General features: G+C 63.1%; 14 protein-coding genes and 1 pseudogene. 3 read left to right on the forward strand and 12 right to left on the reverse strand.

Annotated elements, in window-relative coordinates:
• Positions 1-121 precede the first annotated feature (121 nt).
• From BM222_RS26990 to BM222_RS27010, 5 genes are all read right to left on the reverse strand, one after another.
• A complete protein-coding gene (locus BM222_RS26990; protein ID WP_092234703.1) occupies positions 122-1,090 on the reverse strand; it encodes a branched-chain amino acid ABC transporter permease in 969 nt (322 codons plus the stop codon).
• A gap of 1 nt (position 1,091) precedes the next feature.
• Positions 1,092-1,955 carry a branched-chain amino acid ABC transporter permease gene (locus BM222_RS26995; RefSeq protein ID WP_092234705.1) on the reverse strand — a complete coding sequence of 288 codons (864 nt, stop codon included), beginning with the start codon at positions 1,953-1,955 and terminating at the stop codon, positions 1,092-1,094.
• 71 nt (positions 1,956-2,026) lie between these two features.
• Positions 2,027-3,247, reverse strand: a complete 1,221-nt coding sequence (locus BM222_RS27000) for an ABC transporter substrate-binding protein (protein ID WP_092234707.1) — start codon at positions 3,245-3,247, stop codon at positions 2,027-2,029.
• A 53-nt stretch (positions 3,248-3,300) separates the two neighbouring features.
• Positions 3,301-4,047, reverse strand: a complete 747-nt coding sequence (locus BM222_RS27005; protein ID WP_092234709.1) for an ABC transporter ATP-binding protein — start codon at positions 4,045-4,047, stop codon at positions 3,301-3,303.
• Entirely contained in the window at positions 4,040-4,795 is a 756-nt protein-coding gene (locus BM222_RS27010; RefSeq protein ID WP_092234711.1) for an ABC transporter ATP-binding protein, read from the reverse strand. The genes BM222_RS27005 and BM222_RS27010 overlap by 8 nt, the downstream gene beginning before the upstream one ends.
• 304 nt (positions 4,796-5,099) lie before the next feature.
• Between BM222_RS27010 and BM222_RS27015 the strand changes: the two genes are divergently transcribed.
• Entirely contained in the window at positions 5,100-5,783 is a 684-nt protein-coding gene (locus tag BM222_RS27015) for a PAS domain-containing protein (RefSeq protein ID WP_092234713.1), read from the forward strand.
• Positions 5,784-5,790: 7 nt separating this feature from the next.
• On the opposite strand, the gene BM222_RS27020 is transcribed toward BM222_RS27015, so the two are convergent.
• Positions 5,791-6,156, reverse strand: coding sequence for an ArsC family reductase (locus tag BM222_RS27020; protein ID WP_092234715.1), 366 nt, complete (start codon positions 6,154-6,156; stop codon positions 5,791-5,793).
• Between the two features lie 107 nt (positions 6,157-6,263).
• Between BM222_RS27020 and BM222_RS27025 the strand changes: the two genes are divergently transcribed.
• Positions 6,264-6,635, forward strand: coding sequence for a tRNA-binding protein (locus tag BM222_RS27025; protein WP_092234717.1), 372 nt, complete (start codon positions 6,264-6,266; stop codon positions 6,633-6,635).
• An 8-nt stretch (positions 6,636-6,643) separates the two neighbouring features.
• On the opposite strand, the gene BM222_RS27030 is transcribed toward BM222_RS27025, so the two are convergent.
• The 6 genes from BM222_RS27030 to BM222_RS27050 all read right to left on the reverse strand — a co-directional run bounded on the left by BM222_RS27030 (position 6,644) and on the right by BM222_RS27050 (position 12,480).
• Entirely contained in the window at positions 6,644-7,348 is a 705-nt protein-coding gene (locus BM222_RS27030) for a glutathione S-transferase family protein (protein ID WP_092234719.1), read from the reverse strand.
• A gap of 81 nt (positions 7,349-7,429) precedes the next feature.
• Entirely contained in the window at positions 7,430-7,573 is a 144-nt protein-coding gene (locus BM222_RS41335) for a hypothetical protein (RefSeq protein ID WP_177243488.1), read from the reverse strand.
• 164 nt (positions 7,574-7,737) lie between these two features.
• Entirely contained in the window at positions 7,738-8,430 is a 693-nt protein-coding gene (locus BM222_RS27035; protein ID WP_092234722.1) for a GNAT family N-acetyltransferase, read from the reverse strand.
• A 4-nt stretch (positions 8,431-8,434) separates the two neighbouring features.
• Entirely contained in the window at positions 8,435-8,782 is a 348-nt protein-coding gene (locus tag BM222_RS27040) for a Lin0512 family protein (protein ID WP_092234748.1), read from the reverse strand.
• A 24-nt stretch (positions 8,783-8,806) separates the two neighbouring features.
• Positions 8,807-10,633 (reverse strand): chloride channel protein, encoded by a 1,827-nt coding sequence (locus tag BM222_RS27045; RefSeq protein WP_177243489.1) that lies wholly within the window; start codon positions 10,631-10,633, stop codon positions 8,807-8,809.
• A 191-nt stretch (positions 10,634-10,824) separates the two neighbouring features.
• Positions 10,825-12,480: an acetolactate synthase large subunit gene (locus BM222_RS27050; RefSeq protein ID WP_092234724.1), complete on the reverse strand. Its 1,656-nt coding sequence runs from the start codon at positions 12,478-12,480 to the stop codon at positions 10,825-10,827.
• A gap of 202 nt (positions 12,481-12,682) precedes the next feature.
• Between BM222_RS27050 and BM222_RS27055 the strand changes: the two are divergent.
• Positions 12,683-12,932 (forward strand): annotated as a pseudogene (locus BM222_RS27055) (IS110 family transposase); the annotation flags it as partial.

The following is a 12,932-nucleotide window of genomic DNA, read 5'->3' on the forward strand; positions in this document are numbered from 1 at the left end:
AACGGGCCGTCACAAAAGCGTCATAGACCATTTTTGCCCTGCGCGCGTGTTATCTCACACCCCCACAGCCGGATCATCCACCGCTTTCAAGCGGCTGAAAACCACGGGATAAATCAATAACTTAGAGCGACCGCCGGAAGTAATGCGCGACTTCACCGACTAAGCCGCGGCGGAATGTGAGCACGCAAATCACGAAGATCGAGCCCTGGATCACCGTCACCCACTGACCGAAGCCCGCGAGATATTGCTGCATGGCGATAATGACGAAGGCGCCGACGACCGGGCCGAAGATGGTGCCGAGACCGCCAACCAGCGTCATCAGCACGACCTCGCCTGACATCGACCAGTGCACGTCGGTGAGCGAGGCGTTCTGCGCCACGAACACTTTCAGCGCACCGGCGAAGCCCGCCAGCGTGCCCGACAGGACGAACGCCAGGAACTTGTACTGGTCGGTCCGGTAGCCGAGCGAAATTGCGCGCGGTTCGTTCTCGCGGATCGACTTGAGCACTTCACCGAACGGCGAGTTGATGATGCGGTAGATCAGCAGGAAGCCGGCAAGGAAGCCGACCAGCACGACGTAATAGAGAATGGTCGGCTTGGACAGGTCGAACACGCCGATCAAGTGCCCCTGTGGAATGCCCTGGATGCCATCCTCGCCATGAGTGAACGGCGCCTGGAGATAGATGAAATACAGCAATTGCGACAATGCCAACGTGATCATCGAGAAGTAGATGCCCTGACGGCGGATCGAGATGTAGCCGGTGACGAGCGACAGCACGAATGCCGCGGCGATGCCGACGAGGATGCCGAGTTCGGGCGGCAGTCCCCACACCTTCAGCGCGTGCCCGCTGCAGTAGCCGGCGGTGCCCATGAACATCGCGTGGCCAAACGACAACAGGCCCCCATAGCCGATCAGGAGATTGAAGGCACAGGCGAGCAGCGCGAAGCACAGCGCCTGCATCACGAAGAACGGATAGACTCCCGTAAAAGGTACCGACGCCAGCAACAGCGCCATCACCACGAACGCGATCATCTCGTCACGCATCGCGCGCGGGCTCGTCGGCAGCGTGTCGTCCGTCAAGGCTGTCATATCAGGCTGCCCTTCCCGTCAATCCCGTTGGCTTCACCAAGAGCACCACTACCATCAGCACGAACACGACGGTGTTGGAGGCCTCGGGGTAGAAATATTTTGTGAGACCTTCGATCACACCAAGCGCGAAGCCGGTGATGATGGAGCCCATGATCGAGCCCATGCCGCCGATCACGACGACCGCGAACACGACGATGATGAGGTCGGCGCCCATCAGCGGCCGCACCTGGTTGATCGGCGCCGAGAGCACGCCGGCGAGCGCGGCGAGGCCGACGCCGAGGCCGTAAGTGAGCGTGATCATGCGCGGCACATTGATGCCGAAGGCACGCACCAGCGTCGGATTCTCCGTGGCGGCGCGCAGGTACGCGCCGAGTCGGGTCTTCTCGATCAGGAACCAGGTCGCCAGACACACCACCAGCGAGAAGATGACGACCCAGCCGCGGTAGACGGGCAGGAACATGAAGCCGAGATTCATGCCGCCCTTGAGCTGGTCCGGAATGGCATAAGGCAGGCCGGAAGAGCCGAAATAGTTTTGGAACACACCCTGGACGATCAGCGCGATCCCGAAGGTCAGCAGCAGCCCGTAGAGATGATCGAGCCCGGTCAGCCATTGCAGCATGGTCCGTTCCAGGATCATCCCAAAGATGCCGACGATGATGGGCGCCAGGAGCAGCGCCCACCAGTAATTGACGCCGCCGAGGTTCAGCAGGAAATAGGCGACGAACGCACCCATCATGTAGAGCGCGCCATGGGCGAAGTTGATGATGTTGAGCATGCCGAAGATCACGGCGAGCCCGAGACTGAGCAGCGCGTAGAACGAGCCGTTGATCAGTCCCACCAGTAGCTGTGCGTAGAGAGCCTGCATCGATCCAGCACCCAGTCCCTTCGGCGTTCCCAAACGAGTGCCCGCCGTGACGTGCCGGCGGGCGGTTGGCCTTACTTCTTAAGCAGCGCGCACTTGCTCTCGGAGAGCGGCGTGAAGGCCTGGTCGCCCGGCACCGTCCCGATGAGCTTGTAGAAGTCCCACGGCCCCTTGGACTCCGCGGGCTTCTTCACCTCGAACAGATAGGCGTTGTGAATGGTGCGGCCGTTGGGCTCGATCTCGCCCTTGCCGAACAGATCGTCCTCGGTCGGCATCGACTTCATCTTCTCGACGACCTTGATGCCGTCATGGGGATTGCCGCCCAGCGCATCCAGCGCCTTGAGATAGTGGCGCACGCCCGCATAAACGCCGGCCTGTACCATGGTCGGCGGCGCGCTGTTCTTCATCTTGCTGGCAAAGCGTTTCGAGAAGGCGCGGGTCTGATCGTTCATGTCCCAGTAGAAGGTCTCGGTGAAGTTCAGGCCCTGCGCGGTTTCCAGGCCGATCGCCTTGATGTCGGTGAGGAACAGCAGCAGCGCCGCGAGCTTCTGGCCGCCCTTGACGATGCCGAATTCGGCCGCCTGCTTGATCGTGTTGGTGGTGTCGCCGCCGGCATTGGCAAGGCCGATGATCTTGGCCTTGGAAGCCTGCGCCTGGAGCAGGAAGGACGAGAAATCAGGCGTATTCAGCGGATGCTTGACGCCGCCGACGACCTTGCCGCCATTGGCGGTGATGACGGCCGTGGTGTCGCGCTCGAGCGCCGCACCGAAAGCATAATCGGCGGTCAGGAAGAACCAGCTGTCACCGCCAGCCTTGACCAGCGCCTGGCCCGTGGTGTGGGCCAGCATGTAGGTGTCGTAGGTCCAGTGCACGGTATTGGGCGAGCATTGCGCGTTCGTGAGGTCCGAGGTCGCCGCGCCCGAATTGATGTAGACGCCGTTCTTTTCCTTGACGACGTTGTTCACGGCGAGCGCCACGCCCGAATTCGGCACGTCGACGATGATGTCGACCTTGTCGACGTCGAACCACTGCCGCGCGATCGCGGTGCCGATGTCGGGCTTGTTCTGGTGATCACCCGAGATGATGTCGATCTTCCAGCCCTTCGCGGCGAGGCCGGAATCCTCGACCGCCATTTGGGCGGCGAGCGTTGAGCCGGGTCCGCCGAGGTCGGCATAGAGGCCGGACTGATCCGACAGCGCCCCGATCTTGACCGTCTTGTCCTGTGCGAAGGCGGCGCCAGCGCTGGTCACGGCCAACGCCGTACCAAGCAACAACGATGCAATCGACTTTTTCATGCCACTTCCCTTATGAAATTCTTCGCCGTCTCTCTGGGCCGTCGCGGGCCGTCCTAGACGCCGAGATAGGTGTGGAGCTTGTCCATGTTGGCGGCAAGCTCCGCGTTGGAAAATCCATCAATGATCTTGCCGTGCTCGACGACGTAATAGCGGTCGGCGACGGTGGATGCGAAGCGGAAATTCTGCTCGACCAGCAGGATGGTAAAACCCTCCTTCTTGAGCCGCGCGATGGTGTGACCGATCTGCTGGATGATAACAGGCGCGAGGCCTTCCGTCGGCTCGTCGAGCATCAGGAAGCTGGCGCCGGTGCGCAGGATGCGCGCGATCGCGAGCATCTGCTGCTCGCCGCCGGACAGCTTGGTGCCCTGGCTGCTGAGCCGCTCCTTCAGGTTCGGAAACAGGTCGAAGATCTGTTCGAGCGGCAATCCGCCCGGGCGCACCACCGGCGGCAGCAGGAGATTCTCCCGCACGTCGAGACTGGAGAAAATTCCCCGCTCCTCCGGACAGAACGCGATGCCCATGCGAGCGATCTTGTCGGAGGTCGCGCGCATGATCTCCTGATCGTTGAATTTGATCGACCCGGCACGCTTGCCGATGATGCCCATGATCGACTTGAGCGTGGTCGTCTTGCCGGCACCGTTGCGCCCCAGCAGGGTGACGACCTCGCCGGCGTTCACGTCGAAATTGATCCCGTGCAGGATGTGGGACTCGCCGTACCAGGCCTCGAGGTTGCGGACCTGAAGGATGTTGCCGCCGATTGCGGCCCTTGCCGGAGCCTCGGCCATCGCAGTCTCAGGCATGACCGGCTCCCAGATAGGCTTCCTTGACGCGCTCGTCCTTGGTGAGATCGGCGTAGTTGCCTTGCGCGAGCACCTGCCCGCGCGTCAGCACGGTGATGATGTCGGAGAGATTGGCGACAACGCTCAAATTATGCTCCACCATCAGGATGGTGTACTTCGCCGAGATGCGCTTGATCAGCGCTGCAATCTTGTCGATGTCCTCGTGACCCATGCCGGCCATGGGCTCGTCCAGCAGCATCATCTCCGGATCGAGCGCCAGCGTCGTTGCGATCTCCAGCGCGCGCTTGCGCCCGTAGGGCATCTCGACCGCAGGCGTATTGGCAAACTCGCTCAGGCCGACATCGTTCAGCAATTCCAGCGCGCGGTGGTTGAAACGGTTGAGCACCGATTTCGAGCGCCAGAAATCGAACGAGCTGCCATGCTGGCGCTGGAGTGCGACGCGGACGTTTTCCAGCGCGGTCAGGTGCGGAAACACCGCCGAAATCTGGAATGAGCGGACCAGCCCCATGCGAGCCACGTCCGCCGGCGCCATCGCGGTGATGTCCTGTCCCTTGTACAGGATCTTTCCGGCAGACGGTTTGAGGAATTTGGTCAGAAGATTGAAGCACGTCGTCTTGCCGGCGCCGTTGGGGCCGATCAACGCGTGGATACTCCCGCGGCGAACCTTGAGCGCAACGTCGCGGACGGCGAAGAAGCCCGCGAACTCCTTGGTCAAGCCTTCCGTTTCGAGAATGAACTCATCGGCCAAACAGATTTCCCCCCGCCCGCGCAAGTGCGCGGAGCTGTCCTTGTTCCTTCGGCTTTCCGGGGGCCTTGGAGCCTTCCCGAAACGCCGCCTCCGGGCGCGGAATATGCCGGAGGTGATGGGGGTTAGGCAAGGCGGAAAGCTGAGCAGGTCAGGCCTCCGGCCGGGAGTCTTATGCTCCCTTAGTTGGAGGTCTTGTGATGTCGCCTGCCGGCCTCCCGGTTCGCAAGACGCCGGTCAAGTCGTCGTTAACGCTCTTTGGCCCCGCACGCCATCCTTCATCAAAAATTTTCCCGTAAGCGGGATCATGCGTGGGTTTTCATGCGCCGAGATTCTTGTTTTGGACTTCACCAGCGCCCTTCCCTCCGTCGTCAAGTCGATCAAGCAGCGTGACCTGCTCAACACGTGGTTGCGACTTTACGCGCGCCAGCAGACTGTGCCGGCGATCTGGGAGTATCAGCCCGCGCGCCTCGAGGAAGAGCTGTCCGACCTGATCTACTTCACCGTGGACGATTCGACGCCGACGGCGCGCCTGACCATCCAGAGCGAGGGCACGCGGATCTCGCGCGCCTATGGCCATACCGGCAAGGGCATCCTGCTGGACGATTATGTTGGGCCGCGCCTCGCGCCCTTCGTGATGCCGGTCTATCAGCAATGCGTCGCACGCGGTCTTCCGGTCTACAGCGTTGCCGACGTCGACGACATCTATGGCCGCGTCGTCGCCTATGAACGGCTACTGCTCCCGTTCCTGACCGATGACAAGGTCAGTCACATCATCGCATCCCTCAAGACCTTCTGCGAGGATGGCGGCTTCGAGATCAAGAATCTGCTGCGCGGAAATGACGCGCCACCGCGTCCGAAACTGAGCATGGTGATCGACCGCGACCTGTTTCACCGAGCGCCGGGCCGCATCGCGGCGGCCGGCATCGTCGAATTTGCCGAACAGTCCGGCGGCCCTGATGTCAGCGCCGAGATCGTCGAGCTGAACTAGCTCCCGACTAGCGCTTGCGCGAGGCGGCGCCGATTTCCTTGTCGTAGACATCAGGCTTGAAGCCGACCAGCAGCTTGCCGCCGATTTCCAGCACCGGCCGCTTGATCATCGATGGTTGCGCTAGCATCAGGGTCAGCGCCTTTTTCTCAGTCAGACCTTCCTTGGCGGCATCGGGCAGCTTCTTGAAGGTGGTGCCGGCGCGATTGAGCAGCGTCTCCCAGCCGAGCTTGTCGCTCCACTGCATGAGCTTGTCCTTCTCCACACCCGCAGACTTGTAGTCGTGGAACTCATAGGCCACGCCATGGGTCTCGAGCCAGGTGCGCGCCTTCTTCATGGTGTCGCAGTTCTTGATGCCGTAGATGATGTTGGGCAAGACGATCCTCGCGCATACGTCGTGACGTGCAGTAGCGTTGTACGAAACTCCTGATCGCGCGACAACATTGCGAGCAACGCTTTCGATCTCTTCCGAACGGACCCATCATGCACGTCACTCACGATCCCGCCGCATCCGCCTCGCCGACCATCGACTTCAACGCGTTCCTCGCGGTCGATATCCGCGTCGGCACCATCGTCGATGCCAAACCGTTTCCCGAGGCGCGCAAGCCGGCATGGCGGCTGTGGATCGACTTCGGCCCGGCCATCGGCGTCCGCAAGAGCTCGGCGCAGATCACCGAGAATCACCCGCTCGAAACGCTGGTCGGACAGCAGGTCGCGGCCGTCGTCAATTTCCCGCCGCGCCAGATCGGGCCTGTGGTCTCTGAGGTGCTGACGCTCGGCTTCCCCGATGCCGACGGCAAGGTCGTGCTAATGCAGCCGAGCAAGCCGGTGCCAAACGGCGGACGGCTGTTCTAGGGATCGTCTCACGGCCGCTTCGGAATGTTCAATCCGCGCTGCACGGCAGGCCGCGCCAGCCCGCGCTCGAGCCAGGCAGCGACGGACGTGAACTGGCTGAATGCGACCAGGTCGCCGGCACCATAGAAGCCGATGAGATTGCGCACCCAGCCGAGCATGGAAATGTCGGCGATGGTGTAGTCGTCATCCATAAACCATTGCCGGCCGGAAAGATGCGCTTCCATCACACCGAGCAGGCGCCTGGATTCGCTGACGTAACGCTCGCGCGGACGCTTGTCCTCAAAATCCTTGCCGGCGAATTTGTGGAAGAAGCCGACCTGGCCGAACATCGGCCCGACGCCGCCCATCTGGAAGTGCAGCCATGCGAGGGTCTGGTAGCGCCGCGCGGCGTCCTGCGGCAGAAGCTTGCCGGTCTTCTCGGCGAGGTATTGCAGAATCGCACCCGATTCGAACAGCGGCAGTGGCTTGCCGCCGGGGCCATTGGGATCGAGGATCGCCGGGATCTTGCCGTTCGGATTGAGCGAGAGGAATTCCGGCGTCTTCTGATCGTCCTTGCCGAAGTCGACGAGGTGAACCTCGTAAGGAAGTCCGATCTCCTCCAGCATGATGGAGACCTTGACACCGTTCGGCGTCGGCAAGGAATAGAGCTGAAGCAAATCGGGATGCTTGGCAGGCCAGCGCTTGGTGATCGGAAAGGTTGAGAGATCGGACATCGGCACCCCGGCGTGGTTCCTGAGATGCCGGTTAGTCTAGGCGAGCCATCGAACGGCGCAAGATCGAGTCATTCGACCTGATTACAATGGTCGCAGCAGATGATTGGTGGCGTAGACCACCTCGCTCTGGGCGCGCTGCTCGATGAAGAGTTGCCCGGTGAGGAGCAACGCTCCGATGAAAACGAGCGCGAGCATCGCGGTAGCGAACTGACTGGCATCATTCATCGCACGAGATTCTCTCAATTCGGTTCGCACGGGGAACGCAGACCGACCATCGCCAGTTCCTGCATGCTTCAAATAAATTGCCTGTTTTTCCCGGACTGCCGGCCAGACATTTCAGTGGATGTAGCGCCCTTTCGCGGGAAACGAAGGGGCCTGTCCAAAGGCGTTTACGCATCCTTCATGAAGGCCGTCACGTGCAGGCGGCGACGGATGCGCATGCCCTGGCGCTGATAGAGCGCAATGGCGGACGCGTTGTTCGAAAACACATGCAGGAACGGAATTTCGCCGCGGGCCTCGATCCGGCGCGCGACAGCTGCGAGCAGCGCCTGCGCGTAGCCGCGCCCGCGATAATCGGGGTGGACGCAGACCGCGGTCATCTCAACGAACTTTCCCGGCTTCATGCGTTCGCCGGTCATCGCAACCAATTCGCCACCGGCTCGGATGCCAAGGAATGTGCCGAGCTCGTGCGTCCGCGCGGCGAACGGCCCGGGCCTGGTCAGTGTCGTCAGCGCCATCATCGCGGGAACGTCGGCCGCGCCGAGCGTCACGATCTCCGCGTCGCGCAACGGGCTGTCGGCGGGCGAGCCGATCATCTGCTCGCCGCTCTCGGCCAGCACAACCTTGAAGCCCGCGGGAACATCGACCGGCTCCAGCGTGAACAGCGCCGCAACCTGCGAGGGCGACATGAGATCGCCGAGCGCGGTGAAGCTCTCCGCCGACATGTCGACCATGTCGGCAAACGGCGTCATGTCCACGGGATAGCGCAGCGCCCGCGCGCCGCCTTCGGCCAGATGCTTGTGGCTCGTCGTCAGCGCGCTCCAGATCGGACGATCGAGCAGCGCCTCATCGCTGTCGGACACCGGCTCAATCCTTGTCGAAGCTGACGATCACGGCCGCATTGGCGATGAGGATGGGATCATTCGCCACTTCCGTCGCCGAGGGAATCTCCAGCCCGCCCTTCACCGCGGTCACGGTCACGGTGCCGTAGGGAAGCTCCTTCGCAACCGCCTCCTTGTCGACGGCTTCGGGATTGGGAACGCCGATCGTGACATCGACGAACATGTCGTTGGCGGTCTTGCCGATCATCCGGAAGAAGCCGAGGCTCGAATGCCTGATGGCATCCGAGACCGCCCGCTTCGCTGCCTTGGTGGCGTCCCTGCCGTGAACGTCGACGCCCATGCCCATCTCGGTAACACAACGAACGCGCGCCATGCTCATTCCTGTCGGTGCTGGAGTTCAGAGGGGCTGACCTTCCGCGATCCGCGCCTCCGGCACAAGCGCCTTTTCACGCAGGAAATAGGCGTTGCGATCCTCCTCCTGCGCGTTCACGACCGCGCGAATCCGCAGCAAATCCTTGCGCGCGACCAGGCCGACCACGCGATGAGTGGCGCGATCGACCACCGGCAGCCGCCCGAGGTCGGAAGCGACCATGAGGTCGGCGACCCGGCCCAGCACGTCGTCAGGATGCGCCAGCACGACCGAGGTGTCGGACACCACGTCGTCGAGCGTTGCCGCCTGATGATCGCCCTCGGTGCGCCAGCGCAGCACATCGGCACGGGTCACCATCCCCGTCAGCCGCCCATCGGCCGCGACGACGGGATAGGATTTGTGGCGCCGCTGATCCGAGGTGAAGAACGCCACTGCCGCGTCGATCGACATGTCGACCGGCAGCGTATCGACGTGGGTGACCATGACATCGGCCGCGCGCAGCAGTTCGAACGGATCGATCGCGTATTCGCGCGTGATGTGCTGACCACGGCGCGCGATCTTCTCGGTCAGGATCGAGCGCTTGAGCAACAGCACGGTGACGGCATGCGCCGCGCCGGTCGCCGCCAGCAGCGGCAGCAGCATGTCGATATTCCCGGTCAGCTCGATCGCGAACATCACGCCGGTGAGCGGCGAGCGCATCGTGCCGCCCATCATCGCGGCCATGCCGACCAGGGCCCAGCACGACGTGCCACCCGGCAGCACGAGCCCCTCCATCCAGCCGGCCGTGCCGCCGAGGATGAGCAATGGCGCCAATACGCCCCCCGAGGTGCCCGAGCCCAGCGCGACCACCCAGATCACGGATTTCACCAGCAGGAGCCGGATCGCCTCGTCGCGCGCCATATGGCCGGACAGGAGATCGGCGATGACGTCGTAGCCGACGCCCAGAGCGCTCGGATCAATCAAGCCGCCGAGACCGACGATGAGGCCGCCGAGCATCGGCCACCACATCCAGTGCACCGGCAGATGATCGAACAGATCCTCGACGGCGTAGAGCAGTCGCGTCATCAGTCCCGATTGCAGGCCAGCGACGATGCCGACGCCGGTCGCAGCCGCCAGGCCCCACCAGGGCAGGTCCGGATGCTGCGCGAACGGAAACAGCGGTCCTGTTCCGAACAGCAACGGGCGCCAGGCCGCCGAGATCACCGCCCCCGTCACCACGGGCAGGAAGCTGCGCGGCTTCCATTCGAACAGCAGCAGTTCGACCGCGAGCAGCACCGCCGCGATCGGCGTGCCGAAGATCGCCGTCATGCCGGCGGCTGCGCCCGCGACCAGCAGCGTCTTGCGCTCCGCCGCGGTGAGGTGGAAACATTGCGCGAAGATCGAGCCGATCGCGCCGCCTGTCATGATGATCGGTCCCTCGGCGCCGAACGGACCGCCGCTGCCGATCGAAACCGCCGACGACAACGGCTTCAGAATCGCGACCTTCGGCTGCATCCGGCTGCCGCCGATCAGGATCACCTCGATCGCTTCGGGGATGCCGTGACCCCGGATCTTGTCGGATCCGAACCGCGCCATCAGCCCGATCACGAGACCGCCCAGCGCCGGCGCCAGCACCATCCAGATTCCCGGATGGGCATTCGCCAGCGAGACGTTCTCGGTGCTGAAATGGCCGAACCAGACCAGATTGGTCACCAGCGCAATCAGCTTCAGCAGCACCCAGGCGGCCCCGGCGCCAAGACTGCCGACCAGCAGCGCCATGCCGATCAGGACAAGCACGCGGCGGTCGGCGGTAAAATCTCCGGGCTTGCCGCGAGGACGCGGGAGGCCGCCGGTCATGTCGGGGGTCTGGCACATGGATAGCTCTTTTCGGGAGAATCTTCGCAGGTGCAATATATCGTACTACGATACATATCAAGGAATGGCTGCTATGAGCCGGCCTGCAATCAGGAGATCATGCATCTCCGAGGTTGGTTAGCGCTTCCTTTGCAGCCATCCTTCGCGAGGCCCGCCTTCAGCGGGCTTCTCGGGATGAGGTCCCTGCGTCCCTATTTCTGCCGCGCGCGCAGCTCGTCGACCAGCACCCGCACGTTCTCCGAATAGTCGATCGGGATCGAGACCAGGTGCACGCCGCCTGCCCTAAAAGCGGCATCAAGCGTCGGACCAAAGCTCTCGATGCTGTCGATGCGGTGACCGTTGGCGCCGTAGGCCTTGGCGTACAGCGAAAAGTCCGGATTGCCGAAGGTCATGCCGTAATCGGCAAAGTGATCGACCGCCTGCTTCCAGCGGATCATGCCGTAGGCGTTGTCCTCCAGCACCAGCACGACGAGATTGAGCTTGAGGCGGACGGCGGTCTCCATCTCCTGGCTGTTCATCATGAAGCCGCCGTCGCCGGCGACCGCGAGCACGCGGCGGTCGGGATGGAGCATCGCCGCCATCATCGCCGACGGCAGGCCGGCGCCCATCGTTGCCAGCGCATTGTCCAGCAGCAGCGTGTTGGCGACGCGGGTGCGATAGTTGCGCGCGAACCAGATCTTGTACATGCCGTTGTCCAGCGCGACGATGCCGTTCTCGGGGATGACCTGGCGGATGTCGTGCACGATGCGCTGCGGCGTCGGCGGCCAGCGCGTCTCGGTGGCGCGGTCGGCGATGTGGTTGAGGATCTCCTCCCGCAAGGGCAACAGCGCCGCGGCTTGCGACAGCTTGCCTTCGAGCCGGTCGGCCAGCAGCTCCAGGCTCGGGCCGACATCGCCGACCACCTCCGCATCAGGAAAATAGACCAGCTCGACGCTGGCCGACGTGTAGCTGACGTGGATGACCTTCGGGCCCGATGGCCCCATGATGAAGGGCGGTTTCTCGATCGGGTCATGCCCGATCGCAACGATCAGGTCGGCGGCGTCGATGGCGTCATGCACATAGTCGCGTTCGGACAGTGCCGCAGTGCCCATGTAAAGATTGGTGCCGCCGGGCACGGTGCCCTTGCCCATCTGCGTGGTGAAGAACGGAATGCCGGTACGCCGCACGAAGCTGGCGATGCCATGGGTCGAGCGCGGCCGGCTGGTCGCGGCGCCCATCATCACCAGCGGTCGCTTTGCGGAAAGGATCATCTCGGCGGCCCGGTCGAGCGCGGCGCGGTGCGCGACGGGAATCTCGATCGGGTGGACCGGGATCACGGGAACCGCATCGACTTCGTCGCCTGCGATGTCCTCGGGCAATTCGAGATGCACCGGTCCCGGCCGCTCCTCCATCGCCACGCGGAAGGCATCGCGCACCACCGTTGGAATCGAGCTCGCGCTGACGATCTGCCGCGACAGCTTCGTCAGCGGCTTCATGGTCGCGACCACGTCGACGATCTGGAAGCGCGCCTGCCGGCTGCTCATGATCGGCTTCTGCCCGGTGATGAGGATCATCGGCATCGCGCCGAGATTTGCATAGGCAGCCCCGGTGGACAAATTGAGCGCGCCCGGGCCGAGCGTCGAGAGACAGACACCGGGCTTGCCGGTCAGCCTTCCGTGGGTGGCGGCCATGAAGGCGGCGGCTTGCTCATGGCGGGTCAGGACCAGATCGATCCTGGAGGTACGCAGCGATTCCACGAGATCGAGATTTTCTTCGCCGGGGACACCAAAGATGCGGTCGACGCCTTCGTTCTCCAGCGCCGCGACGAACAAGTCCGATCCTTTGACCTTGTGGTCCCGCTCGCTCATGTCGTCTCCGCGTGCTGCCGGCTCCGGGTGATCAAGGAGCGCCCCGCATGGTAGCCGAGTGGGCCGCATGCACAACTCACAAAGAATGGCGCAGCTGCTTCCACGTCGTCATTGCGAGCGTAGCGAAGATTCCATGGGGAGTGGATAGCGACCTGGTCTGAGGCCAGACTGAGGTTGCTAACACACCAACCTGGAGACGACGATGTTGCTCGATCATCCTTCCGCCGGACTGGCCGCTATCCGCACACAGTTTGGCGCAATTTTTGTGTCATTGGAACTGAGCCGTTCGACATGGCTGGTTACATCGCTGTCGCCGGGCAAGGGCGAGAAGATGTCGAGACACAGCGTGAAAGCCGGCGACATTGCGGACCTTTTGAAGCTGTTGGCAGAGCTGAAGCGCAAGGCACAGGCGCGAACGGGCGAGAGTTATGCGATCATCACCATCCAGGAGG

The organism is Bradyrhizobium sp. Gha (assembly GCF_900113735.1).
GTDB lineage: Bacteria > Pseudomonadota > Alphaproteobacteria > Rhizobiales > Xanthobacteraceae > Bradyrhizobium.

Bases quoted from the DNA above. Each gene is read 5' to 3' on its own strand.
- BM222_RS26990 (WP_092234703.1), bottom strand. From the start codon at position 1,090: ATGACAGCCTTGACGGACGACACGCTGCCGACGAGCCCGCGCGCGATG.
- BM222_RS26995 (WP_092234705.1), bottom strand. From the start codon at position 1,955: ATGCAGGCTCTCTACGCACAGCTACTGGTGGGACTGATCAACGGCTCG.
- BM222_RS27000 (WP_092234707.1), bottom strand. From the start codon at position 3,247: ATGAAAAAGTCGATTGCATCGTTGTTGCTTGGTACGGCGTTGGCCGTG.
- BM222_RS27005 (WP_092234709.1), bottom strand. From the start codon at position 4,047: ATGCCTGAGACTGCGATGGCCGAGGCTCCGGCAAGGGCCGCAATCGGC.
- BM222_RS27015 (WP_092234713.1), top strand. From the start codon at position 5,100: ATGCGTGGGTTTTCATGCGCCGAGATTCTTGTTTTGGACTTCACCAGC.
- BM222_RS27025 (WP_092234717.1), top strand. From the start codon at position 6,264: ATGCACGTCACTCACGATCCCGCCGCATCCGCCTCGCCGACCATCGAC.
- BM222_RS27030 (WP_092234719.1), bottom strand. From the start codon at position 7,348: ATGTCCGATCTCTCAACCTTTCCGATCACCAAGCGCTGGCCTGCCAAG.
- BM222_RS41335 (WP_177243488.1), bottom strand. From the start codon at position 7,573: ATGAATGATGCCAGTCAGTTCGCTACCGCGATGCTCGCGCTCGTTTTC.
- BM222_RS27040 (WP_092234748.1), bottom strand. From the start codon at position 8,782: ATGGCGCGCGTTCGTTGTGTTACCGAGATGGGCATGGGCGTCGACGTT.
- BM222_RS27045 (WP_177243489.1), bottom strand. From the start codon at position 10,633: ATGTGCCAGACCCCCGACATGACCGGCGGCCTCCCGCGTCCTCGCGGC.
- BM222_RS27050 (WP_092234724.1), bottom strand. From the start codon at position 12,480: ATGAGCGAGCGGGACCACAAGGTCAAAGGATCGGACTTGTTCGTCGCG.